This window comes from Xanthomonas sp. 3075, assembly GCF_014197275.1.
Classification (GTDB): Bacteria; Pseudomonadota; Gammaproteobacteria; order Xanthomonadales; family Xanthomonadaceae; genus Xanthomonas; species Xanthomonas campestris_B.
The window spans coordinates 33,300-58,083 of the sequence record NZ_JACIFI010000005.1 but is presented as its reverse complement, the minus strand read 5'-3'; the positions used below and the strand labels follow the sequence as shown (position 1 = coordinate 58,083).

The 24,784-nt window shown below is 65.5% G+C and carries 20 protein-coding genes; 14 read left to right on the top strand and 6 right to left on the bottom strand.

What is annotated here, in order from left to right; translation table 11 throughout:
- Positions 1-197: 197 nt before the first annotated feature.
- On the top strand, positions 198-3,773 hold the full coding sequence (locus tag GGR62_RS06380; RefSeq protein WP_184407088.1) for an ATP-binding protein: 3,576 nt from the start codon (positions 198-200) through the stop codon (positions 3,771-3,773).
- 8 nt (positions 3,774-3,781) lie between these two features.
- Here GGR62_RS06380 and mdtD read toward each other — a convergent pair whose 3' ends face one another.
- The 5 genes from mdtD to GGR62_RS06355 form a co-directional block, all read right to left on the bottom strand.
- Positions 3,782-5,203, bottom strand: a complete 1,422-nt coding sequence (mdtD, locus tag GGR62_RS06375) for a multidrug transporter subunit MdtD (protein ID WP_184407087.1) — start codon at positions 5,201-5,203, stop codon at positions 3,782-3,784.
- A gap of 803 nt (positions 5,204-6,006) precedes the next feature.
- Complete coding sequence (hemE, locus tag GGR62_RS06370; RefSeq protein ID WP_184407086.1) at positions 6,007-7,071, bottom strand: uroporphyrinogen decarboxylase; 1,065 nt, start codon at positions 7,069-7,071, stop codon at positions 6,007-6,009.
- 8 nt (positions 7,072-7,079) lie between these two features.
- A complete protein-coding gene (locus tag GGR62_RS06365) occupies positions 7,080-7,331 on the bottom strand; it encodes a WGR domain-containing protein (RefSeq protein ID WP_184407085.1) in 252 nt (83 codons plus the stop codon).
- Positions 7,332-7,718: 387 nt separating this feature from the next.
- The gene (aroB, locus tag GGR62_RS06360; protein WP_184407084.1) at positions 7,719-8,831 is read right to left on the bottom strand and encodes a 3-dehydroquinate synthase; all 1,113 of its coding nucleotides are present in this window, start codon (positions 8,829-8,831) and stop codon (positions 7,719-7,721) included.
- On the bottom strand, positions 8,828-9,370 hold the full coding sequence (locus tag GGR62_RS06355; RefSeq protein ID WP_184407083.1) for a shikimate kinase: 543 nt from the start codon (positions 9,368-9,370) through the stop codon (positions 8,828-8,830). The genes aroB and GGR62_RS06355 overlap by 4 nt, the downstream gene beginning before the upstream one ends.
- 204 nt (positions 9,371-9,574) lie before the next feature.
- On the opposite strand from GGR62_RS06355, the gene pdxH reads away from it, so the two are divergent.
- The 9 genes from pdxH to GGR62_RS06310 all read left to right on the top strand — a co-directional run bounded on the left by pdxH (position 9,575) and on the right by GGR62_RS06310 (position 15,917).
- On the top strand, positions 9,575-10,174 hold the full coding sequence (pdxH, locus tag GGR62_RS06350) for a pyridoxamine 5'-phosphate oxidase (RefSeq protein WP_184407082.1): 600 nt from the start codon (positions 9,575-9,577) through the stop codon (positions 10,172-10,174).
- A 20-nt stretch (positions 10,175-10,194) separates the two neighbouring features.
- Positions 10,195-10,626, top strand: a complete 432-nt coding sequence (gene aac(6') / locus GGR62_RS06345) for an aminoglycoside 6'-N-acetyltransferase (RefSeq protein ID WP_184407218.1) — start codon at positions 10,195-10,197, stop codon at positions 10,624-10,626.
- A gap of 111 nt (positions 10,627-10,737) precedes the next feature.
- Positions 10,738-11,154 (top strand): YjfI family protein, encoded by a 417-nt coding sequence (locus GGR62_RS06340; RefSeq protein ID WP_005995044.1) that lies wholly within the window; start codon positions 10,738-10,740, stop codon positions 11,152-11,154.
- A 12-nt stretch (positions 11,155-11,166) separates the two neighbouring features.
- Positions 11,167-11,937 carry a PspA/IM30 family protein gene (locus GGR62_RS06335; RefSeq protein ID WP_184407081.1) on the top strand — a complete coding sequence of 257 codons (771 nt, stop codon included), beginning with the start codon at positions 11,167-11,169 and terminating at the stop codon, positions 11,935-11,937.
- A gap of 25 nt (positions 11,938-11,962) precedes the next feature.
- Positions 11,963-13,045, top strand: a complete 1,083-nt coding sequence (locus tag GGR62_RS06330) for an ion channel (protein WP_184407080.1) — start codon at positions 11,963-11,965, stop codon at positions 13,043-13,045.
- Complete coding sequence (locus GGR62_RS06325) at positions 13,042-13,719, top strand: YjfK family protein (protein ID WP_184407079.1); 678 nt, start codon at positions 13,042-13,044, stop codon at positions 13,717-13,719. The genes GGR62_RS06330 and GGR62_RS06325 overlap by 4 nt, the downstream gene beginning before the upstream one ends.
- A 37-nt stretch (positions 13,720-13,756) precedes the next feature.
- Positions 13,757-14,161, top strand: coding sequence for a DUF350 domain-containing protein (locus GGR62_RS06320; protein ID WP_184407078.1), 405 nt, complete (start codon positions 13,757-13,759; stop codon positions 14,159-14,161).
- 12 nt (positions 14,162-14,173) lie between these two features.
- Entirely contained in the window at positions 14,174-14,749 is a 576-nt protein-coding gene (locus tag GGR62_RS06315; protein WP_184407077.1) for a DUF1190 domain-containing protein, read from the top strand.
- A gap of 1 nt (position 14,750) precedes the next feature.
- Complete coding sequence (locus GGR62_RS06310) at positions 14,751-15,917, top strand: glutathionylspermidine synthase family protein (RefSeq protein ID WP_184407076.1); 1,167 nt, start codon at positions 14,751-14,753, stop codon at positions 15,915-15,917.
- Between the two features lie 554 nt (positions 15,918-16,471).
- On the opposite strand, the gene GGR62_RS06305 is transcribed toward GGR62_RS06310, so the two are convergent.
- A complete protein-coding gene (locus tag GGR62_RS06305; protein ID WP_184407075.1) occupies positions 16,472-17,842 on the bottom strand; it encodes an MFS transporter in 1,371 nt (456 codons plus the stop codon).
- 99 nt (positions 17,843-17,941) lie between these two features.
- On the opposite strand from GGR62_RS06305, the gene soxR reads away from it, so the two are divergent.
- From soxR to GGR62_RS06285, 4 genes are all read left to right on the top strand, one after another.
- Complete coding sequence (gene soxR, locus GGR62_RS06300; RefSeq protein WP_184407074.1) at positions 17,942-18,388, top strand: redox-sensitive transcriptional activator SoxR; 447 nt, start codon at positions 17,942-17,944, stop codon at positions 18,386-18,388.
- 220 nt (positions 18,389-18,608) lie between these two features.
- Positions 18,609-20,600 (top strand): M1 family metallopeptidase, encoded by a 1,992-nt coding sequence (locus GGR62_RS06295; RefSeq protein WP_184407073.1) that lies wholly within the window; start codon positions 18,609-18,611, stop codon positions 20,598-20,600.
- A gap of 153 nt (positions 20,601-20,753) precedes the next feature.
- Positions 20,754-21,053, top strand: coding sequence for a hypothetical protein (locus tag GGR62_RS06290; protein ID WP_184407072.1), 300 nt, complete (start codon positions 20,754-20,756; stop codon positions 21,051-21,053).
- Between the two features lie 336 nt (positions 21,054-21,389).
- Positions 21,390-24,545: a TonB-dependent receptor gene (locus GGR62_RS06285; protein WP_184407071.1), complete on the top strand. Its 3,156-nt coding sequence runs from the start codon at positions 21,390-21,392 to the stop codon at positions 24,543-24,545.
- Positions 24,546-24,784 lie beyond the last annotated feature (239 nt).

The window sequence follows — 24,784 nt, the reverse complement described above, 5'->3', positions numbered from 1 at the left end:
AGGGCCGGCGCGACAAGGGTACGGCGCAGCCTGCGCACATCCGCCAGCGCCGATCTGTCGGTCCAAGCGAGCGTGACTGCACGGTCACCTGCATGCTTGGCAGGTCGCATCGCACGTTGCGCGTCCGCCTGCACCGCGACAGGCTTGCCCGTGCACGGTGCGGCCCGCACTATGCAGCAACCTGCAGCGAAACCTTCATGTCTCATCTACGTCCTCGCCTCGATTGCCGGCAGCGCTTTGCCAGGCTGTGTGTGTGTCTGCTGATCGCAGTGCTGCCTGCGCTTGCCTGTGCGAGCGTGCCGATCACCCCTGTCCCCGTCCAGCTCACCGTCGCCGATGGCTTGCCGTCCAATACAATCAATGATTTCGCCGAGGACAAGCAGGGCTATCTATGGCTCGCCAGCGACGACGGCCTGAGTAGATTCGATGGGCGCAGTTACCGCATCTGGCGGATGGAGGAAGGACTGCCCAACAACGGTGTGTGGGCGATCTGTATCGACGCCGACGACCAGGTCTGGGTCGGCTTTGAAAACGGTGGCACCGGGGTGATGAGCGCCAGGCAGCGGGTGTTCAAGCGGCTGGAGAGTCCCGAATTTCCCGAACTCAAGGAAAGCACGGTCTGGGTGATCGCCGCGCTGGGACGTGAGGTCTGGTTCGGGACGTCCAGTAACGGGTTGTATCGGCGCCGCGCCGACGGCAGCCTGCAGCGCTTTCAGTCGGTTGCGGGAGACCCGCACAGCCTGCCGTCCAATACCGTGAACGCATTGAAGGTCACCCCTGCGGGCGATCTGTGGATCGGCACCGGCGCCGGCCTTGCGCGCTGGAATGGCAAGGACTTCGAGCGATTGCCGCTGCCTGGTTCATCACAGAACACCAATGGGCTGCGCATGGAAAGCGACGGCACGCTGTGGGTCAGTGATATCGATAAAGGCTTGTTCAAGCTCGACCCCAGCGGCCACTTTGTGCAACAGCCCTGGCAGGACAGTACCGGAACCCAGCGCGTGCTCGGCATGCTGCTGCGTGATCGCAGTGGACGTTACTGGCTGGATACGATGTCCGGTCTCGGTATTTCCGACGGGGGGCAGGTCAGCAACGTGCCGATCTACAGCCCCTCCGCACATGGAATGGTCAAGCCCAGTTGGGCCACGGCCTACGAGGACCGCGAGGGCGGGCTGTGGTTCTCCAGTCTCAATGGCGGGCTCTGGCACCTGCCACCGAACTGGAACACCTTCTCGGTGTTGTCGTATCACGCCGACGATCCGCAATCGATGAGCAATCCCTTCGTACGGGTTGCCACGCCGTCGGTGTCAGGTGGGGTGTGGCTCTCCGGAACGCGCGGGGCGCTGGAACGCCTGGACCCGGCGACGGGGCGACTGGAGCGCCACGGCAGGGTGATTTATGGCCTGCGTTGGCCGGACGCCATTCTCGAAAGCCCACAGGGAATTGTCTGGATCGGCTTCAAGGCGGGTCTGGTGCGCTACGACCCGCGCACCAGGCAGATCAGGCGCTTGCCGATCTCGGATGACCCCACATCGGCGGCCTATTCCGATTCGCCGGGCCACTTTGTCGCCGATGAGCGGGGACACATGTGGGTGTCTCTGATGAGGGGCGGGCTGCAGATACGCGACGAAGACGGTCGCCTGCTACGCAGCATTGCACCAGGACAGCACGGCCTGGGAACCTCCAGCATCCGCGATCTGCGAACTGGCCCGGATGGCGAGGTCTGGCTTGCAAACAGCACCGGTCTGTGGCGCTGGGAGCCGCAGACGGATCGTTTCGTGCCGGTGCCCGGTGCGCCTGCGCAGACAGTACACGTGTTTCGATTCGGCGAGGCCGGCATTGTCTGGATCGGGCTGGTCGGGCAGATGCGGCGCTACCTGTGGGACGGTCACCGGCTCAAGCATCTGGATACGGTGGACGACACGCAGGAATTCCCGATGGTGGAGCCCAACGGGCTGGTGATCGATGCCGGTGGGGTGGCCTGGGTTTCAAGCGCGCGCGGACTGATCCGCATCGATCCCGGCAGCAAGTTGGTGCGCGTGTACGGCGTGCACGACGGACTGCCGAACCAGCAATTCCAGCCCGACACGCTGGTGCAGGCAAACACCGGGCAGATCGTGGGCGGCACGCCCGACGGCGTGGTGCTGTTCGATCCGGGCGCCATGCGTCCCAGTCTGCATCGGCCGGTGCTGTTGATCGAGCGGGTGGGGTTGCGTCGTGGCGAGAAAGGCCTGGATGTCACCGGCATCGAACCGCTGCAGATGCTCGACGGCGACCGCGATCTGCACATCGTCGCGCGCATGCCGACCTTCACCAGTCCCGAGTCCACCAGTTACCGCTTCCGGTTGAGCGGCTACGACCCGGACTGGATCGATGTCGGCCCCAGCGGCGAGCGGCTGTTTTCGCGGCTGCCTTCGGGCCCTTACACCTTGGAAGTGCAGGGGCGCACCGCCGACGGCATCTGGTCGGCCAGCCAGACGCTGCGCTTTCAGGTGCTGCCGCCGTGGTGGCTGTCGCCGTGGGGTCTGACCCTGCTGTGCCTGCTCGCGCTGTGCAGCATTGCCGCTGCGGTGCTGCTGTACCGCCGGCGTCTGCATCGCTTGAATGCCTGGCAACTGGCGGTACACAAGCAGGAACTGGCCGAGCAGGCATCGCTTGCAAAGACCCGCTTTCTGGCCACGCTCGGGCATGAAGTGCGTACGCCCATGACCGGTGTGCTGGGCATGAGCGAGTTGTTGCTCAAGACCACGCTGGACAACAAGCAACGCAGCTATACCGAATCCATTCGCCGCGCAGGCGCGCATCTGCTGCGCCTGGTCAACGATGCGCTGGATCTGGCGCGGATCGAGTCCGGGCGCCTGGAGCTGGATCTGGAGCCGTTCTCGGTGCGCCAGCTGGTGGCCGAAGTGGAGGGGCTGACGGCGCCGCTGGCGCAGGAGCGCGGCCTGCGTTTCAGTCTGGAAATCGGCCTGCTGGGCGACATCACCGCCAGCGGCGATGTCACCCGCATCCGCCAGATCCTGCTCAATCTGCTCAGCAACGCGATCAAGTTCACCGAGCGCGGCGTGGTTGGGCTCAAGTTGACCACGCTGGGCTCGTATCAAGGCCTGCGTTTCGAAGTGGCCGATACCGGGCCGGGCATCAATGCCGATCAGAAGGCACGCCTGTTCCAGCGTTTCGAACAAGGCGATGGGGCCAAGACCACGTCGCGTTACGGCGGCAGCGGCCTGGGCCTGGCGATCTGTCAGGAACTGGCGATGGCGATGGGCGGGCATATCGAGGTGATCAGTCGCCTGGGCGCCGGCACGCGCTTTGTGGTCGATCTGCCGCTGCGTTGGGTGACGTCCAATGCCACGCTCGGCGGCGAGGTGACGCGTGCCAGCGCGGCGATCGCACCGCAGCGCATCCTGCTGGTGGAGGACGACGCGACCATCGCCGAGGTCATCGTCGGTCTGCTGCGTTCGCAAGGCCACTCGGTGGTGCATGCCCCGCATGGGTTGGCTGCGTTGACCGAGGCGGCCGACAACGCCTTCGACCTGGCCTTGCTGGATCTGGACCTGCCGGGCCTGGATGGTTTCGCGCTGGCACGACAGCTGCGCGTGTTCGGCTACGACATGCCGCTGATTGCGGTGACCGCACGCTCGGACGAAGCGGTCGAACCCACTGCACAGGAGGCTGGATTCGACAGTTTCCTGCGCAAGCCGCTGACCGGCGACATGCTGGCCGATACGATTGCCGAGGCGTTGCGACGGCGTCCGCACGCGGGCCTGTAGCGCAACGGTTACTCGGCGACTTCTTCCACCTGCCGGGGATGCGGGCGGGTCTCGGCCAGCTGCCAGAAGATCAGCGTCGAAGACAGGGTGATGCCGCCCACGCACAGGAAGGTGGCATGCAGCGCCGCCGTGGCGCCGTGGCTATCGCCCAGATGCGTGTTGAAGGCGGCCAACAGACTGCCCGCCGCCGCCGCGCCGAAGCCGGTGGCCAGCATCATCACCATCGACAGCAGGCTATTGCCTGGGCTGGCCTGCTCGCGGTCCAGGTCGCGCAGGGTCACGGTGTTCATCACGGTGAACTGCAGCGAGTTCACCGCACCAAAGCAGGCCAGTTGGATCAACTGCAGCCACAGCGGCTGACCGACGTCGATCAGCGCGAAGCTGGCCATCGCCAGGCCCACCAATACGGTATTGAGCATCAGGATGCGCCGGTAGCCGAAGCGGCCGACCAGTCTCACCGCGGCGCGCTTGGAGGCCATGCCGGCCAGCGCCACCGGCACCATCATCAACCCGGCATTCATTGGGCTCATGCCCAGACCAACCTGCAGCAACAACGGAATCAGGAACGGCATCGAGCCGCTGCCCACGCGCGCGAACAGGTTGCCCAGAATGCCGATGCGATAGCTGGCCACCTTGAACAACACCAGTGGAAACAATGCAGCCGGCGCACTGGCCGCATGCAGCCAATAACCGGCCAACGCGGCCAGCCCGCCGATCGCCAGCAGCATTACGAACGCATGCCGTAATCCGAGTTCGGAAATGCCGTCCAATGCGAGCGACAACGCGACCATCCCGACTGCCAGCATCAGATAGCCGACCAGATCAAAGCGCTTGCGCGCATCGCCATAATGGTCTGGCATGACCTTCAACGCAGCGATGAAACCGATCACCCCGATCGGCAGGTTGATCAGGAACACCCAGTGCCACGAGGCGATTTCGACCAGCCAGCCGCCCAGCGTGGGGCCGATGAGCGGGCCGATCAGCGCCGGGATTGCGATGAAACTCATCGCGCGCAAAAAGTCGGTGCGTGTCACCGTCTTGAGCACCGCCAGCCGGCCTACCGGCAGCAGCATCGCGCCGCCGATACCTTGCACCACGCGTGCGGCAACCAGTTGCGGCAGCTGTTGTGCGGCTGCGCACAGCAACGAACCCAGCGTAAACACGATGATCGCGGCCAGAAAGGTGCGCCGGGTGCCGAAGCGGTCCGCAATCCAGCCCGATGCGGGAATGAACATCGCCACCGCCAGCGCATAGCTGAAAACCACCGACTGCATCTGCAGCGGGCTTTCGTGCAGGCTGTGCGCCATCGACGGCAACGCCGTGTTGACGATGGTCGCATCCAGCATCTGCATGAAGATCGCCAGCGACACCAGCCACAGCAAGGGCTTGATGGTGTCGTAGTCGCGCAGGACGGGGACGGGTCGGGACATGGTGGTCGCTATCGAAGAGGAACTGCATTATCCCAGCACCACCGTGCAGAAACCCAGAGAGGCGTGCTCACTCGGCAAGGGGGCCTTCCTGCCTGCGGGACGTGGCGCTTGCCGGTGCCATCGCCGCGATGGTCATCCATCGGTCCATCCACCCCTGTGGCGCCCCCGATGCGTTGGGAGTGTCGTCAGGGACGCGCAAGGTCGGCTGCCGCCCCGGATTTGTGCCGGAGTTACGGCGATGGATGCGCAGTCGTGCTGGTGTGGTCGTCTCCGGTTGCGAACGCAAGCGGTAACCGAACTCCACTAGGGGAGTTTCTGTCTGGCGTCTGGTGTGCGAGCCGAATAGCGATCGCGTGGGTCGTCAATGGCCGGCGTTTTCTTCGCCGTTTTCAATAACCGCGGGCAACGGCGTTTCATGCCTGGTAGAGAGACACGATTGATTGCAGGCGCGATCAATTCTGCGACCCAGCAGCATGCGGCTTCGGTTGGAAGAGCGATAACGCGGGTTGCGCATGGCGTGGCCTGTGCGCCATCAAGCCGCGTCGCGATCGCAGCAAGATGAAAGGACGGCAACTGTGCAGGCCGTTATCACGGTGGCGCGGCATCGCATGCGCGGGCGCGTGGCCGATCTTCGGTTATCGATGCCGTGGTCGAATGCACACGGTATCGTGCGGGTCGGTGATGGAATACATCGCGGTCTGCCGCAGCGGCCGGCCAGGTCAACTGGCTCCACCCATTCCAATATGGATCATCGACCCTTCGCGCGATCGACAGCGCCGATGCGCTGTCGATCGCGCGGTGCATCACCGCTTGCTCAGCGTCTGCACGGCGTCGACCAGCACGCCGACATGGTCCGGATTCATGTCCGGCGACATGCCGTGGCCGAGGTTGAAGACGTGGCCTTCGCGCGAGCCGCCATTGCCTTGTGCGTAGCTGTCCAGGGTCTTGCCGACTTCGGCGCGGATCGCGTCGGGCGAGCCGTACAAGGTGGCCGGATCCAGGTTGCCCTGCAGCGCGACGCGGCCACCGGCGCGCTCGGCGGCGTCGGCCAGCGAGATGGTCCAGTCCACCCCCACCGCATCGGCGCCACTGGCCGCCAACTCGCTCACGTAGGCGCCGTTGCCTTTGCCGAACAGCACCAGCGGGGTGCGCTGCGCGCCGTCGCCGCGTTCCAGCTCGCGTGCGATGCGGGTGAGATAGGGCAGCGAGAATTCGCGGTACATCGCCGGCGACAACACGCCGCCCCAGGTGTCGAACACCTGCAGCGCCTGCGCGCCGGCCGCGCGTTGCGCCGACAGATACGCGATCACCGCATCGGTGACAGTGCTGAGCAGGTGATGCAGCACCTCCGGCGCGTTGAAGGCCATGGCCTTGATGCGTGCGTATTCCTTGCTGCCGCCGCCTTCGATCATGTAGCAGGCCAGCGTCCACGGGCTGCCGGAGAAACCGATCAACGGCACCGCGCCATCGAGTTCGCGGCGGATCAGCCGCACCGCATCCATCACGTAGCGCAGCTCGGTTTCCATGTCGGGCACGCCCAGCCGATGGATCGCGGCCGCATCGCGCACCGGATGGCGGAACTTGGGGCCTTCGCCTTCGACGAAGTACAGCTCCAGGCCCATCGCATCGGGAATGGTCAGGATGTCGGAGAACAGGATCGCCGCGTCCAACGGAAAGCGCTGCAGTGGCTGCAACGTCACTTCACAGGCGATCTCGGGGTTCTTGGCCATGCCCAGGAAGCTGCCGGCGCGCGCGCGGGTGGCGCGGTATTCGGGCAGATAGCGGCCGGCTTGGCGCATCAGCCACACAGGCGTGCGGTCTACGGGCTCGCGGCGCAGGGCACGCAACAGGCGATCGTTCTTGAGCATGGGGGTCCTCAGCGCGGCGCGTCGGCGCCGCTGGTGATGAGTTGGAAGCCGCGTTTGATGTGGGTATCGCGCGCCTTCTCGAAGGCACGGTCCGCTTCCTCCTGCTGCAGGTACTGGTCCCGCCGCAGTTGCGTGCGTCCACCGATCTGGCCGCTTTCGCGCAGCAACTCCCAGCCACCGAACAGGTCCGGTTGCAGGGTCAGCTGGACGTAGCGGAGCGGTTCGTTGCCGCCCGGATCGTGTTGCAGGAGGATGCGCATGGCGCCGATTGTAGCCGGGCGGTGCTGAAGGCTGGGGGGAGTTGGAATTCGGACGTGGAGACGGCCAGTTGCAGCATGACCGGACCGGCCGCGCAGCTGCGAACGGTGCTAGGTCTTCGGGATGCTGGGGCGTGCTCGGGGTGCGGCGGCTGCAAGCACGGTGGGTGCCAGCGCGCGCCCGGCCGATCCAACCCGAGCATGTCGCGGCATCCGGTTTGCCGTGCAACCTGCGCGGTAAGCGGTTGGCGGGCAATGCGTCCAACGCCGTGATGCAGCGTCGCCATCTCGGTGGCGCTCACCAGCGCAGGTTCCCGCTGCCGGGGGCTTCAGTCACGCGATCTCCGCTGCATCCACGACCCGGCAGTATCCCGAGCCGGCGTGGACGACTCAGCGCGCCAGAATCCCCAGCACGGCGGCTTCGTCCACATCGGGCACCACTTCGGCCTTGCCGATGCCGCGCCACAACACCAGGCGCAAGCGGCCGGCGATGTTCTTCTTGTCCAGGCGCATGCGCCCCAGCAAGGCGTCGGGCGAGAGGCCGGGCGGGATCTCGGTGGGCAGGTCGAAGTCGTGCAGCAGGGCGCGCAGCGCGTCGGTGTCCTGCGCATCGCTCATGCCCAATGCGGCCGACAGCCGGGCCGCCAGCACCATGCCCACCGCCACCGCTTCGCCGTGGTTGAGGTTGTCGTTGCCCGGTGCGCCGTAGCCTTGTTCGGTCTCGATCGCGTGGCCGAAGGTGTGGCCCAGGTTGAGCAGCGCGCGCTCGCCTTTTTCCAGTGGGTCGCGCGCCACGATCTCGGCCTTGTGCTCGCAGCTGCGCGCAATCGCCTGTGCCAATGCAGCAGCATCGCCATCGAGCAGGGCGCGGCGTTCGGCATGCAGCCACTGGAAGAACAACGGGTCGCGGATGGCGCCGTACTTGATCACTTCGGCCAGGCCGGCACGCAGCTCGCGTGCGGGCAGGGTGCCCAAGGTGTCGGTGTCGGCGATCACCGCACGTGGTGGATGGAACGCGCCCACCAGATTCTTGCCCTGCGGGATATCCACCGCCGTCTTGCCGCCGACCGACGAATCCACCATCGCCAGCAGGCTGGTGGGCAACTGCACGCAGTCCACGCCACGCATCCAGCACGCGGCCGCGAACCCGGCCAGGTCGCCGACCACGCCGCCGCCAAGCGCGAACACGCAGGCATCGCGGGTGGCGCCCAATTCGGCCAGCGCGGCGATCGCAGCACCGAAATTGTCCAGCGTCTTGGACGCTTCGCCGGCCGCGATCACCAGCTCGCCCAGCTGCAGGTCCGGGCGCGCCTGCAGCAGTGCGCTGCGCACGCCGGCCGCATAGTGCGGGGCGACCTGCGAGTCGCTGAGCAGCAGCACGTGGCGGCCGCGCACATGGCTGGCCAGACGCGCGCCGTCGGCCAGCAGGCCGGGCGCGATGGTGATGGTGTAAGGCTGCGCGCCGTCGACATCGACGCTGCGCGAGGAACGGGGAAGTGTCATGCGGGGGGACTCGACATGCGCCATTGCGCGGCCAGACGCAGCACCAGCTGCGCGGTCGCCTCGGCGGGGGAAAGGTGATCGGTTTCCAGCCTGAGGTCGGCGACCTCCTGGTACAGCGGGGTGCGCTGCGCGGCCATCGCGTGCAGGACTTGTTCGCGGTCGGCGCGCTGCAACAGCGGACGATTGCGGTCGCGCGCCAGCCGGGTCAGCTGCGCCGGCACGCTCACGTGCAGGTACACCACGAACCCGCGCTCGCGGATGCGCTGGCGGTTGAGTGGATCCAGCACCGCGCCGCCACCGGTGGAGATCAGTTTGTTGTCCTGTTCCAGCAATGCCCGCAAGGTTGCGAGCTCGTGCTGCCGAAACCGTGCTTCGCCGTGCTGTTCGAAGATCGCCGGGATGCTGCTGCCGACCTGCTCGACGATGGCCTGATCCACGTCGACGAACTCCAGCCCGAAGCGCTCGGCCAGGCGGCGGCCGATGCAGCTTTTTCCGGCGCCCATCGGGCCGACCATCACGAGATTGGGAGCGGGGTTCATGCCCACGGATCGTAGCATTCACGCCCGCGCATCGGGCCGCTCTGTGCGGCCGGATCGATCCCGGCAGCACGCGTGTCTGCCGCATCCGCTCGCATCACACGGTCTGCCGGCGCGCAGCATGCGCATGCTGCGACAACACGGACATAGGCGAAGCGCGCGCGATGCGCCCACAATAGGCACCAATCTTGCCACCCGCGCACCGCCATGACCGACCTGTACGCAGAAGCTCTTGCCACCTTCACCGCGCTGTACGCCGAGGCCCACGACAGCGCCGAACTCGAAGCCAGCGCGATGACCGTGGCCACTGCCAATGTGGATGGCCGGCCGAGCGCACGCACCGTGTTGCTCAAGGCCTTCGATGCGCGCGGATTCGTGTTCTACACCCATCTGGACAGCGCCAAGGGCCGCGACCTGCAGACCCACCCGCAGGCGGCGTTGCTGTTCCTGTGGCGCAGCCTGCGCGAGGCCGGGATCCAGGTACGCATCGAAGGGGGCGTGCAACTGGTGAGCGCGGACGAAGCCGATGCCTATTTCGCCTCGCGCCCGCGCATGAGCCAGATCGGCGCCTGGGCCTCGCTGCAGTCGCAAACGCTGGGCTCGCGCGAGGAGTTCGATGCGGCGATCGCCAAGGTCGAAGCCACCTTCGACGGGCGCGACGTGCCGCGCCCGGATGGCTGGAGCGGGTTCCGGGTGGTGCCGCAGGCGTTCGAGTTCTGGTACGGCGCCAAGTTCCGCCTGCACGAGCGCTGGCGCTACGAGGCCGATGCGGCCAGCCACTGGAGCAAGCGGATGCTGTATCCGTGAGCGCGCAGGCCGGCTGGCGGGTGCGCGCGGCGGTCGGTACCGATGCACGGGCCTTGCTGGCCTTGCGCCTGGCCTTGTGGCCGGATGCCGACGATGACCTGGACGAGCTGCAGTCCGCGCTGGCGCAATCAGAGGCCCGCCACCTGGTGGTGGTGGACGATGCGGATGCGGCGCTGGGGTTTGCCGAGGTCTCGGTGCGCCATGAATACGTCAATGGCACCGACAGCACGCCGGTGGGCTTTCTGGAAGGGTGGTATGTGATTCCGGCCTGGCGCGGCCGCGGGCTCGGTCGTGCGTTGGTTGCCGCGGCGGTCGAGTGGACCCGGGATCAGGGCTGCGTGGAGCTGGCCTCCGATACGCGGCTGGAAGACAGCGGCGCCCAGGCGGCGCATGCGGCGTGCGGTTTCGAGCCAACTGAACGGGTGGTCTGCTTCCGCCTGCAGCTTGCCTGACCAGCTGACTTCGGGCCCTTTCTGCCGGTCGCAAACAGTCTGTAGTATGTCCGCCCATTGCACGACTCTTGCTGCATCACATCGCTCCATGACCAAAGGACAGGACATCCTATGACGCAGTACACCACTGTCGAATTGCACGGCCTGCTGGCCGAGCGCTACCGCGACCAGCCGATCGAGGTCGAGTTGATCGACGGCCTGGAGCCGGCCATCAACCTCACCCTGGCCGACCATGGCGACATGCAGATCCAGGTTGCGGCCTCCGGCTCGCAGGTGTTCGTGTCCACGCTGCTGGCCAATGCCGACCAGGTCAGCGATCGGGCGGCCTTCAACGATGCCTGCCTGCGGCTCAATCCGCTCAATCCCTTGTCCAACCTGGGCCTGGTCCAGGTCGATGGCAAGGATAGCTATGTGGTCTTCGGCGAACTGTCGGCGTCGTCCACGCTCGACCAGATCGACGAGGAAATCCAGACCCTGGCGGCCAATACGCTGGATGCCGCCGAATCTCTCAAGCCGTTCTTTTCCTAAAGGCGTGTTGCCATGAGTATTTTTTCCAAGCTGATCACGCTGCTGCGTGGCACTGCACACGAAACCGGCCAGAAGGCCGTCGACGCCAATGCGCTGCGCATCCTGGACCAGGAAATGCGCGATGCCGGCGCCCAGCTCACGCGCTCGCGCGAAGAGCTGACCAAGCTGATGGCGCAGAGCAAGCTCGCCCAGCAGAAGATCGACGCGCGCGCCGGCAAGATGGCCGAATACACGCGCTATATCGAAGGTGCGCTGGCCAAGGGCGACGAATCGCTGGCCCACGATGTGGCGACCAAACTGGCCGCGCTGGAAAGCGAGGACGCTGGCGACAAGGCCTCCAAGACCTCGCTCGACCAGTCGGTGGTGACGCTCAAGGCCACCATCCAGAAGACCGAGAACCAGCTGCGCGGCATGCGCCAGCAGATCGATACGGTCAAGGCCACCGACGCGGTGCAGAAGGCGCAGGCGGCGATTGCCGCGCGCCATTCCGGCGCCAGCAGCAAGATGGGCTCGGCGCTGGAATCGCTGGAGCGCATCAAGGCGCGTCAGGCCGAAACCTCCGCACGCATCGAATCGGCCGAAGAACTGGAAGCGTCCAGCGGCGACGGCGATCTCAATCGGCGTCTGGCTGCGGCCGGCCTGATGGAAGGCGAGTCCAACGCCGCCGCCGTGCTGGCGCGCTTCAAGAAGCCGGCCCAGCTCGGTCACGACAACGCTGGCGGCAGCGCGCCGCTGATCGGCCAGGTGCGCGACGTGCAGCAGGTTCCACGCAGCGACAGCTGATCCACCGCACGGCACAGGACGCGCCATGATCATTGTCGGAAAGCTGTTCCGGGTGTTGCGACGCCACGTGCGCCGCGTCAGCTGGGGCATGGTGGCGCTGGCCCTGCTGGCGCACATGGGGCTGAGCTGGCTGTTGTTGCTGCTGGCCGGCGAGCACAAGCTCGTCGGCCTGGACGCGTTTCCGTACTACTACATGACCACCGCCACCACCATCGGCTACGGCGACCTGTCGCCGGGCTCGGTGGCCGGGCGCTATATCGCCGCGTTCGTGTTGATGCCGGGCGCAGTGGCGTTGTTCGCCACGGTGCTGGCCAAGACCAGCGGCGTGCTCATCACTTTCTGGAGGCGCCACCACATGGGCAAGATGGCTTACGCCGACCTGCGCGGGCATACCATCCTGATCGGTTGGCAGGGCGCCGCCTCCACCCGCTTGCTGGAGCTGTTGCTGTCCGACACCGCCACCGACGACGAAGGCGTGGTGCTGATCGCCGAGGGCGTGGCCGAGAACCCGATGCCCGACCACATGCGCTTTATCGCCGCCGAGTCTTATACGCACACAGACGTGTATCTGCGTGCGGGCATCGCGGGCGCGGCGCGTGTGATCGTCAACCCGCCGTCCGACGATCAGACCCTGGCGGCAGTGTTCGCGTTGATGGCGCATGCGCCGCGTGCGCACATCGTGGCGCACTTCGATTCGGGCAGCGCCGCGCGGTTGGTCAATTGCCACTATCCGGCCATCGAATGCACCCGCCCGATGACCGCCGAGATCCTGGCGCGCGCTGCGCAGGATCCGGGCAGCGCCGCGATCACTGCCGAGCTGCTGTCGGTGGACGATGGCCCCACCCAGTTCAGCCTGATGGTTCCGGCCGATGCGATGCCGCTGGATTACAGCCTGCTGGCTGCGGATTTCAGTCAGCGGGGCGCCTTGCTGTTGGGCCTGCGCGCCCCCGATGGCGCGTTACGGCTGAACCCGCCCGCACACACCGCAGTGGCCGCCGGTGCCATGCTGTATTACCTGGCCGAGCAGCGCGTGCCGGTGCACGCCATCGCATGGCAGGCCCTGCGCCCAGCGGCTGCTTCCATTCCCACATCGCCACGAGGTGCATGACGATGAGTTTTTTCAGCAAGTTGTTCGGTCAACCACAGCCGCCGCCGCTGCCCACCACCGGTAGCGGCGCGATCGGCCACATGCTGCCGCTGGGCCTGCGCGTCGGTGGTCAGGTGGAGATCGACACCACCTTGTACCGCATGGCGCCGGATGCCATGACTGCCGAGTTGCCGGGCGGAAATCAGGGCATCCCGTGCTACGGCCACGTCAATCTGGGCGATGGCTATTCGCTGCATCGTTTCTATCTGGATGACGATGCGTTCTTGCAGGTCACCACGGTCGGCGGCGATCTGGAGGCGATGAAGGCGTTCGTGTATTGCGAGACGGTGAACCCGCCGAGCAAGCAGGCGTTTCAGGAGTTCGTGATGCAGCACCCGCATCTGGGCGCGGCGCAGATCGAGTACGCCGGCAAGCGCTGGGAGCGCGCCACCCAATCCACCGATGACAGTGCGCGCATCCCGCCGATCGCCTACGACGAGGTGCTGTACCGCTATCAGCCGCCGCGCCGCGATGGCGACCTGACCCATTACGCCATGCTCTATAGCCGCGATGTGCCGGCGTTGCAGCGCGAAGAGTTCCTGCTGGTCACCGGCGAGGATTCCGGCCCCAACGAATTCTGCGTCACCTATGCGGTCGGCATCGATGTCACCGTCGCCGATCTGGATATCACCTGAGCGTGCGCGCTCGTCTTCCCCTTACCCTGGTCCTGCCATGAACCCGATCAACCTGCAAAGTTTTCTCGCGTTTGTTTCCTACTTCGGTACCGGCCTGGGCGTGTTGATCGTCTCGGTGGTACTGGTGACCCTGGTCACCCCGCACAAGGATTTCACCCTGCTGCGGCAGGGCAATGTGGCGGCCGCCACCGCGCTGGCCGGCAATTTGATCGGCGTGGCCTTGCCGCTGCATTCGGCCATCACCCACTCGGTGAGCCTGATCGATGCGCTGATCTGGGGCGTGGTCGCCTGCGGCATCCAGGTGCTGGCGTATCTGCTGGCCAATCTGGTGGCCGGGCGCATCTCGCGGCAGATCACCGACAACGTCGCCGCCGCCGGCATCTTTTCGGCTGGTGTCTCGATCGCGGTCGGGCTGATCAATGCCGCAGCGATCACGCCGTAACGGAGCGCAGGCATGAAGCGATCACGCAATCTCAAACTCACCCTGATGGCCGCATTGCCGGTCGCGCTGGTTACCGGTTGCGGTTCCGAACCGGAAACGGGTGTGGTGCTGCAATCGGCCTCCGACTGCTACAAGATCAAGCAGGAACAGACCGATATCCAGCAATGCCTCAAGGCCTACGACGAGGCGGTGACCAAGCACCAGCAGGCAGCCCCGCGCTTCAATACGCGTTACGAGTGCGACGAGCAGTTCGGCAGTTGTACGGCGGTGCAGACGGCGCAGGGCCAGCAGAGCTGGATCCCGCCGATGGGCGGTTTTCTGCTGGGCTACGCATTGGGCAACATGAGCGGTGGCGGCGGCTATCGCTATGGCGGCTCGATCCCGCTGTACCGCGATTACCGCAGCGGTGGGTATTACAAGCCCAACGGCGATCTGGCCAGCAACCGCATCGGCACCGTGCGCGGCCGCAGCGGTGCGATCGACATGCCGACGCGCGCGATCACCGTGTCGCGCTCGGGTTTCGGCTCCAGTGCGGCGGCGCGCAGCTCGTTCGGCAGCGGCGGGCGCAGTTCCGGATTCGGCGGCTGACATGCAACGCATCGCAATTGCCGAACGGCCGGATTGGCGCGCGCAGGCCGAGTCGCTCGGTTTCCATTTCCACACCATCGACGGCGAGCCGTACTGGGACGAAAGCGCGTACTACGCGTTTTCGCTGCAGCAGATCGAAGACGACATCGAAGCGCCCACGCAAGACCTGCACGACATGGCGATGCAGTTGGTGGACGAGGTGGTGGGCTCCGAACAGCTGATGACGCAGCTGGCGATTCCGCCGTTCTATTGGGACTGGATCGCCAATTCGTGGAAGAACCGCGACCCGCATCTGTATGGCCGCATGGACCTGGCGTACTCCGGCAACGGCCCGGCCAAGTTGTACGAGCTCAATTACGACACGCCGACGTCGCTGTACGAGTCGGCGTATTTCCAGTGGTTGTGGCTGGAGCAGCAGATTGCCGCCGGTGCGTTGCCCAAGGGCACCGATCAGTACAACCTGATCCAGGATCTGCTGTGCGAGACCCTGGGCGCGTTGGCGGTGGATGGCGCGATCGGTGCGCAGATGCATTTTTCGGCGGTACGCGATTCGCTGGAAGATCGCGCCACGGTGCGTTACCTGCGCGACTGCGCACATCAGGTGGGCATCAGCACCGAAGAAGTGGCCATCGAAGACATCGGCCTCAGTGCCGAGGGCTGGTTCACCGATGAGCAGGATCGGGTGATCCAGACCCTGTTCAAGCTCTACCCGCTGGAATTCATGATGGAAGAGCGCTTCGGCCCGGCGCTGTGCGCCAACCGCGTGCGCCTGATCGAGCCGGCGTGGAAATCGGTATTGAGCAACAAGGGCATCCTGCCGCTGCTGTGGGAACGGCATCAGGGCCATCCCAATCTGTTGCCTGCGCGGTTTGCGCAAGCCGGCGAGGCGCCGACGGCAGGCTGGGTGCGCAAGCCGCTGCTGTCGCGCGAGGGCGCCAACATTTCGCTGGTGACCGCACAAGGCGACGCCGCGCAGACCGATGGGCCGTATATGGATGGACCGGCGATCCTGCAGGCACATCATCCGTTGCCGGTGTTCGACGGCCGGCATGCCCTGGTGGGCAGCTGGGTGGTGGCCGATCGCCCCGCCGGTTTGGGTATGCGCGACGACGACGGCCCGATCACCCGCGACACTTCGCGCTTCGTGCCACACGTCATCGTCGGGTGATCCGGCGCTGAGCATGCATCGCCACTGTGAGGTGGCGGTGCTGCGCGTCGGATCGAATGCTGGTGGTGACGGCATGCCTCGAGCAGAGGCATGCATGCGGCGGCAGGCGTTGTGCCATCAGCCAGACGGATGTGCGTGGCGATGCGGCTTATCGCGTCGCACACGCTGACGTTGCGCGCAAGCCCTGCAGTGCCTGCCAAGCTGCGCAGGTTTTCCACACCCCCTGTGGATGGACGCTGCACAAGGCTGTGGACAAGTGCGTACAGGCCCCGGCCCGCAACGCTGTCAAGATGGGTGGCGAAAAAATGACCAGTCGCTGGCGAGTTGGGTTTTTCATTCCCTGCCAGAGTGATCCCGACAGGATCGGCAAAGCGCCTGGCACGTTCATCGGTGCGCTGTGCTGGCCGGCAGCGTGCGACCGATGCGTGACGTGCCGAGCGAGGCGCCGGTGTGCACCGTGCAATCGCGGCAGCGGTTGCGTGCGATGCAGGTCGGTTGGCCCGCCTCCATGGTCAGCGCTTCGCTGCATCGCTGGCTGGACGCCGCACCAGCCATCACACCCGACGCGCCACGCAAAAGCTCGCCGCCGTCAGCAGCCAGGCCAGTGCGAACACGCTCAGGTACGCGGCGACCGTCGCCGATGTCAGCAGCGCGGCGAACAACGCACCGGCCAGCGCCAGCGCGGCGGCCACCGCAATCGCTTCGCTCAACTGCAGCGCCGAGCTGTTGGCACCCTGTTGCGCGGGCGGCGACAGCGACAACATCAACACCGACAGGCTCGGATACAGCAGCCCCATCCCCAGGCCGGTCAGCGCCCAACCCGTCATCGCCACTGGCACCGGAATCGCCGGCCACACCGCGCCGGCGCTGATCACGATGCCCAACGACATCAACAGCGCGCCGGTCTTGAGCAGGCGTGGGCGCGACCAGCCAGCACGGCTATGGCCCTGGTACCACGAACCGCTGAACCAGCCCAGCGCACCGACGCTCAGCGCGACCCCGGCCAGTAATGGCGACAGCCCGCGTTCGCGCGACAGCAGCAGCGGCAGAAACGCCTCGAAACCGAAGAACGCCGCCGCCGCGATGCCGCGCAGCGCGATCACGCTGGGCAGGCCGCGGGCAAGCCGCAGCGTGCCGGCCGGCAGCAGGCGCCAGGCGCAGAACACCGTGAGCAACAGCGCTGGCGTCATCGCCAACAACGCGAACATTCCCTGCAATTGTCCGCCCAGATACACGCCGAGCACGCCGATCGCCGCGCCGATCGCCCAGCCCAATGCCGCAGTGGAGTCGCCGGGTGCCGCGCTCGACCACGCCCGCCCGCGGATTGCCGGCCACAGCATCAGCCCGGCCGGAATGGCCAGCAGCGGCACCGACAGAAACACCCAGCGCCATCCCGCGTGCTGCACGATCAACCCGCTGATGCCCGGCCCGATCAACGAGGGCACCACCCAGCCGGCCGAGAACGCGGCGAACACGCGCGGTTGCAAGGCTGCCGGATACAGCTGACCGACGATCACGTACAGCGCCACCGAGTACGCGCCGGCGCCGAGTCCTTGCAGCAAGCGGCCGGCGATCAGCAGCGGCATGCTCGGCGCCAGCCCGGCAACCAACAGGCCGATCACGAAACACACCAGCCCTGCGGCCAGCGCGGCACCCGGGCCGCGACGATCACTCCAGTGCCCCGCAGCGGTCATGCCCACCACACTGGTCGCCAGCGTGCCGCCAAACGCCAGCGCATACAGCGACAACCCGTTCAATTCGCGTGCCACGGTCGGCATGGCGGCGGCAACTGCCAGCGATTCGAAAGCGTTGAGCGACACCAGTGCCACCATGCCCAGCGTCGCGGCGCGATAGGGAGCGGCGAGGATGGACGTGGGGTGCGTGTGGCGATTGGCTGTAGCGGGCGAGGCGGTATCGGCGGGCATCGAATATCCAGAAACTGAAGTGTGCAGGCCATGGCGACAGTGCTTGCACCGGTCATGGCAGCGCAGCATCCTGCCTCAACCAAGGTTGAGGTCAAGGCAATGCAGCGTGAGTTGTCCGTGGGTGAAGTGGCCAGGCGCAGCGGCGTGGCGGTGTCGGCGCTGCATTTTTACGAGCGCAAAGGCTTGATCCACAGCCTGCGCACGGCGGGCAATCAACGCCGCTATGCGCGCGATGTGCTGCGACGCATTGCGGTCATCCGCGTGGCGCAACGGCTGGGTGTACCGCTGCAGCAGGTGCTCGATGCGTTCTCGGTATTGCCGGACCAGCGCACCCCCACGCGCGCGGAGTGGGCGCGCATGTCGGCGCGCTGGCGCGGTCAACTGGACGCACGTATCGCCGAGCTGCAGGCCTTGCGCGATCAGCTCACCGACTGCATCGGCTGCGGTTGCCTGTCGCTGCGGCGTTGTCGCTTGAGCAATCCAGGCGACACGCTGGCCGAGGGTGGAAATGGCCCGATGCGACTGGCACGGCTTGCCGCCGACTGACGGCGTCGGCCGGGCAGCGGCGTCGCTTTCGGGCGAGCGTGGACGGGCCAGCAGCCTGGCGCTCTGGCCCACGCCCGCAGCGGTTGCGCTGCGAGGCGTCTCAAGCCGGCGTGCCCGGCATCGGGCGATACCTGAACGCCCCAACCGGGACCAATGGCAGTGCCACGGCAGGCGAAGGCAACCGTAGGATGGGCATCCCCTCCGCCGCAGGATCTCCCCCATGTTCCCCAGCTTGCGTCGCTCGCTCACCATTGCGCTGTCGCTGGCGTGCGTCACCTCGTATGCGCAGGCCGCGCCGGCAAAAAGCCCGCCTGGTGCCAACGCCGCGTTCGATCCGCTGGCCCTGTTCGCCCCGCTGCAATTGCCCGATGCACCCAGTGCCTACCGCAGCGGTAGCGGCGTGCCCGGCCCGCTGTTCTGGCAGAACCGTGCCGACTACACGCTCAACGCCCGTATCGATCCGGCCAGCCATACGCTCACCGGCGAGGCGGCGATCCGTTACACCAACCACAGCCCGGACACGCTGGACGTGTTGTGGTTGCAGCTGGATCAGAACATCTACCGCACCGATGCGCGCGCTGCCGCCAGCCGGCCGTCGCGGCGCACCCAGTTCACTGAGGGCATGCAGATCGCCAGTGTCGAGATCGACACCGGTGGCCGCCGCCAGCCCGCGCACTTTGTCGTCGACGACACCCGCATGCGGGTGGACCTGCCGCAGCCGCTGGCCGGGCAGGGCAAGGCGCTCACCGTGCATATCCGCTACCGCTACACGATTCCGGGCACCTGGGGCGGCCGTACGGCGTTCAGTGCCAGCAAGCAGGGCGAGATCTACGAGATCGCGCAGTGGTATCCGCGCATGGCGGTCTACGACGATCTGCGTGGCTGGGACACGCAGCCGTATCTGGGCTCGGAGTTCTATCTGGAATACGGTGATTTCGACTATGCGGTGACCGTGCCGGAGGGCTTTCTGGTCGCCGGTTCCGGCGCGCTGACCAACCCGTCCGAGGTGCTCAGCCGCGCCGAGCAGCAACGTCTGGAACAGGCGCGTGAGAGCGATCGCACCGTCCTGATCCGCACCCCCGATGAAGTGACCGCGCGTGCTGCCAAGCCGGCGGGAGCCGGCACGCGCACCTGGCGCTTCCATATGGAACACACGCGCGATGTTGCGTTTGCCGCCTCGCCTGCGTTCGTCTGGGACGCCGCGCGCATCAAGCTGCCCGGCGGCAAGCAGTCGCTGGCGATGTCGGTGTATCCGGTCGAAGGCGTGGGCGCGGACAAGTGGAACCGCTCCACCGAATACGTCAAAGGCGCGATCGAGCATTTTTCGCAGTGGTACCCGTATCCATGGCCGGCGGCGGTCAACCTGGGTGGGTATGGCGCGGGCATGGAGTATCCGGGCATCGTCTTCGATGGCTTTGAAGATGGCGGCAAGGATCTGTTCTGGATCACCGCGCACGAGATCGGCCACACCTGGTTCCCGATGATCGTCGGCTCCAACGAGCGCCGGCATGCGTTCATGGATGAAGGCTTCAACACCTTCATCGACGTGTATGCATCGGACGCCTTCAACAAGGGCGAATACGCGCCCAAGCGCGATTCGGAATATGCGCCCAAGGGCGGCAACCCGGTCGATGAAATCCTGCCGTTGCTGGCCGATACTAGCGCGCCGACGTTGATGGACAATGCCGATTCCACCAGCGAGAAGTACCGCCATTCACTGACCTATTTCAAAGGCGCATTGGGGCTGGTGCTGTTGCGCGAGCAGATCCTCGGGCCGGAACGCTTCGATCCGGCCTTCCGCAAATACATCGCCACCTGGGCCTACAAACATCCCACGCCGTCGGATTTCTTCAGGCTGATGGAAAGCGAAAGCGGCGAGGACCTCGCATGGTGGTGGCGCGGCTGGTATCTCAACAACTGGCAGCTGGACATGGGGATCAGCGAGGCGCATTACATCGATCACAATCCTGCCAAGGGCGTACAGCTCACGCTGCGCAGCCGGCAGAAACTGGTGATGCCGGTGACCGTGCGCGTGGACTTGGCCGACGGCAGTCATCTGGATCGCCGTGTGCCGGTGGAGACGTGGCTGCAGAGCACCGCGCCCACGTTGACGCTGCCGACCACGCAGAAGGTGCTGCACGTCACGCTGGACCCAGACCATGTGTTGCCCGATGCGCAACGCAGCGACAACCGACTGGATGTGATCGGCTAGCGGTTGCCGATGCAATCATCCGCGCCGCCATGGCGCGGATGCGACGGGCACGATGTGCCAGGCTGGAGCGCAAAAGCGCGCAATCGATTGCAACGGTTGCGCGCTTTTTTGTTGTGGCCAGTGCGAGCGACGTACTCGACAACCGCAGCGCATGTGCCCGTCTCCGGCTTGGGGATGATGGCGGTGCAGCGTTGCCACCGCGACCTTGCATCGCATGTGCTGTTCCGTCACTGCGAGAGTTTGCGCAACTTTTCAACGCCGCCTTCGTGCAGCCTTGCGATTGCGCGCGCGGGCAAGGGGGATGCCGCATCACCGCAGGCATCGGCTGATAACGCTTACAGCCACGGTGCATCTGCATTTACCTTGCAGGCTCAAGCGCGCGCGCTGTTTTGTGCTGTCGCGTGGCATTGCGTGTTTGTTGCAACGCACGGTGACAAGCACTGGCACGCATGACTAGGCTGCGCCCCATGTTAGCGCTATCAGTCTTGAAACGGTTGCTGGCACTGGCTTGAGCGAGTGGTCGCGTAGCAGCGTTGGTCGCAGGCGTGCCGCTTGAAAGGTCGGCACGCAGGTGTTGCATGGGTTGTGGCTCAGGCCGGGTTCGTCTGCAACCCGGCACGCATGGTCGGCATCAGGGGGATGGCCGCGTGCATCACACGCGGGGAATCAGATGCAGTGCTGCAGAGAGATAAGCGCACGTGGCGGATCAAGTCGCGTAGCCAAACAATCGCCGTGTCGCATTCCGCGACGGCGGCCGTGGGTGTTGACTCCAGACCCGAGGATAGATCGATGCGTCGTACGTTGAGCAGTTTGAAGTCGAAGGCCATGTTTACCTTCGTCGGTGGCCTGTTGGTCATCAACCCTGCATTCGCGCAGGACGTGCCCGCGCGGCAGGTCGCAACGCCGCAGTCCGCTACCGACGCCACTACGCTCGATGCGGTCAATGTCACCGGCATCCGTAGCAGCCTGGATCAGTCGATGGGCATCAAGCGCGATGCAGCCGGCGTGGTGGACGCGATCAGTGCCGAGGACATCGGTAAATTTCCCGATACCAATCTGGCAGAGTCGCTGCAACGCATCACCGGTATTTCGATCGAACGCCGCGACGGCGAAGGTGCACAGGTCACCGCACGCGGTTTCGGCCCGCAGTTCAACACCGTCACGCTCAATGGTCGTCTGATTCCTGGTGCCGATGCGTTCGGTGCGCCGGGCCAGACGCCGATCGGTGGCGTGGACGTGGGCACGCGCGCGTTCAACTTCGCCCAGCTCGCCTCCGAAGCCATCACCGGCATCGAGGTCTACAAGACCAGCCGCGCCACCGCGCCCAGCGGCGGCATCGGCGCCACCATCAACATCCAGACCGACAAGCCGTTCAATCACTCCGGGGTGGTCGCCAATGCCGGCGCCAAGATGGTCTCCGACCGGTCGCAGCCGTTCGGCGATTCGCTCACGCCTGAGGTGTCGGGCATTTTCAGCTATACCAATCCCGACAAGACCTTCGGTATCGGCTTGAGCGGCAGCTACCAGAAGCGGCACGGCGGCTCGGTGCAGGCCACCGAAAACGCCTGGAATATCCAGCGCTGGACCGGCACCGATCCGGCGCTACGGCCGGATGCGGTGGTGACCGACGCACCGGCGATCGGCCAGCTGTACGGCATGCCCAACGATCTGCGCTACGCATTCGCCGACTTCCAGCGCGAGCGCATGAATGGCCAGGCGGTGATGCAGTTCGCGCCGAGCGACAGCCTCACCCTGACCCTGGACTACACCTATTCGTCCAATGAAATCCGCGAGGAGCGCGGTGAGCAGGGGATCTGGCTGCAACGCGCCAACAGCTTCACCGATCTGACCTTCGACACCGGCCAGGCGGTGGCCACGCCGGTGTATCTGCGCGACGTGCCCAACGGCGCCAAGGACTTCGGCATGGAGCAGCAGCGCAACGAGCAGAAGTACACGCTCGGCTCGCTAGGCTTCAATGCCGACTGGCAAGTGAGCGATCGTTTCCAGCTGTCGTTCGACGCGCACAACTCCAAAACCAAGAGCATGCCCAACGACCCGGTCACCGGCGGCAGTGCCACCTATTTCAGTTTCGCCGGCACCAACAACTGCACCAACGGCCCGTCCTGTAACGGTCAGTGGGGGCAGGAACTGTGGTTCAACAACTCGCTGCCGATCGGGTCACGCACCTGGTATCCCACCGCCGCCGATTCGTTGGCCGGCACCAACGGCGTGGTCAACCCCGATTTCACTCCCGCCGAGCTCGGCTCGCAGGTGTTGCGCATCTACTACCAATCGCAGGTGACCGAAATCAAGGAAGGGCGCGTGGATGGCACCTTCGACTTCGATGACGGGCGCTTCCAGTTCGGTGTAAGCACGGCCAATACCACCATGAACCGGCTCACCAGCGACACCAATTCCACGCTCGGCGACTGGGGTGTGACCAATGCCGGCAACGAGCCGGGCATGCAGGCGTTGTTGCGGCCGGTGAGCATCACCGGCATGTTCAAGGACTTCAACGCCAACGGTGCCGCGCCCAATGCGTGGCGTGGCGATGCCGATCAGCTCGCACTGTGGGGCGGCAGCCAGTACGGTGCCACCACGCGCTACAACCCGCAGTACAGCGCCAACAACCAGGTGGAAGAAAAGACCCGCGCCGCCTACGTGCAGCTGGAATTGAAGGGCGACATCTCCGGCATGACCACCAATACGCGGCTGGGGTTGCGCTACGAGCGTACCGATGTGGAGTCCACCTCGCAGGTGGCCACGCCCACCGGGCTGCTCTGGCAGGCCAACAACGACTTCCTGCTGGAGCGCTCCGACCAGCAGCAACCCTTCAGCGAGAAGACCAGCTACAACTACATCCTGCCCAATCTCGACTTCAGCATCGACATCACCGACCAGTTGAAGGGCCGCGCGTCGTTCGGCCAGACCATTGCGCGTGCGCCCTACAACAACCTCATCGCAGGCCCGACGCCGAATACGCCCAATGGCTCGATCCTGATCAATCCGTCCAACCGTGCCGGCGGTGATTCGCAGAATCCGCAACTGGACCCGCTGGAATCGGACAACCTCGATCTGGCGCTGGAGTGGTATTTCGCCGACGCCAGCTATGTGTCGGCCACGTTCTGGAACAAGCGCGTCAGCAACTTCATCGGCAACACGGTCTCGCGCGAATCGCTGTACGGGCTGCGCGATCCCACCTCCGGCCCGGACGCACAATCGGCGCTGGCCTTCCTGCAGAGCGGTGCCTGTGCTGCGCAGGTGGGGGCGTCGGGCAACGACGTCGCGGCGGCATGCTCGGCCAACGACACCTCGCTGTTCGCCGCGATGGCGTTGCTGCGCAACGCCGCTGCCACCGGTGGCCTGGCTGCCTATAACGGCAGTTCTGCGCAGAGCCTTGCACTGGAGAGCGCCTACGACATCGTCGGCAATGCGTCCGACCCGCTGTATCAGTTCGACGTGTCGCGTCCGATCAACCAGAACAAGGCCAACATCCACGGCTGGGAACTGGGCGGGCAGTACTTCTTCGGCAGCAGCGGTTTTGGTATCTACGCCAACTACACCATCGTCGAAGGCGATGTGGGTTTCGACAACACCGTGATCGATCGGGATCAGTTCGCATTGCTCGGCCTGAGCGACACCGCCAATGCCATGCTGATGTACGAAAAGTACGGCTGGAGCGCGCGTCTGGCCTGGAACTGGCGCGACGAGTATCTGATCGCTGCCAACCAGGACAATTCCAATCGCAATCCTTACTACGTCGAGGCCTACCAGCAGTGGGATCTCAGTGTCAGCTACGCCTTCAGCAAGCAACTATCGGTGGGATTTGAGGCAATCAATCTGACTGGCGAAGACGTGCGTTGGCACGGGCGCTCGGACAAGCAGGTCATCCGCCTGATCGATCAGCAACCGCGTTACACGTTGGGCGTGCGTTACGTGTTCTAGGGGATCGGTGTGCTGCATATCGGTGCGGCCGCTGTCCTGGACGGCGGCCGCGACCGTATTGCCGAGACGCATGCCCATGCGTCCTTGTCGTGGCCGCCACCGTGCGCAGAGCCGCGCGTGCATGCGAAAGTGCGGCTAGTCTCATGTTCGCGGGGCGCATAGCGGCGCCGGTGTCTGCGCCCTGCAGTGCATGCTGCTTTGCCGCTTGCCCGCCTGCGGCTTTTTGGCAATGCTGGTCT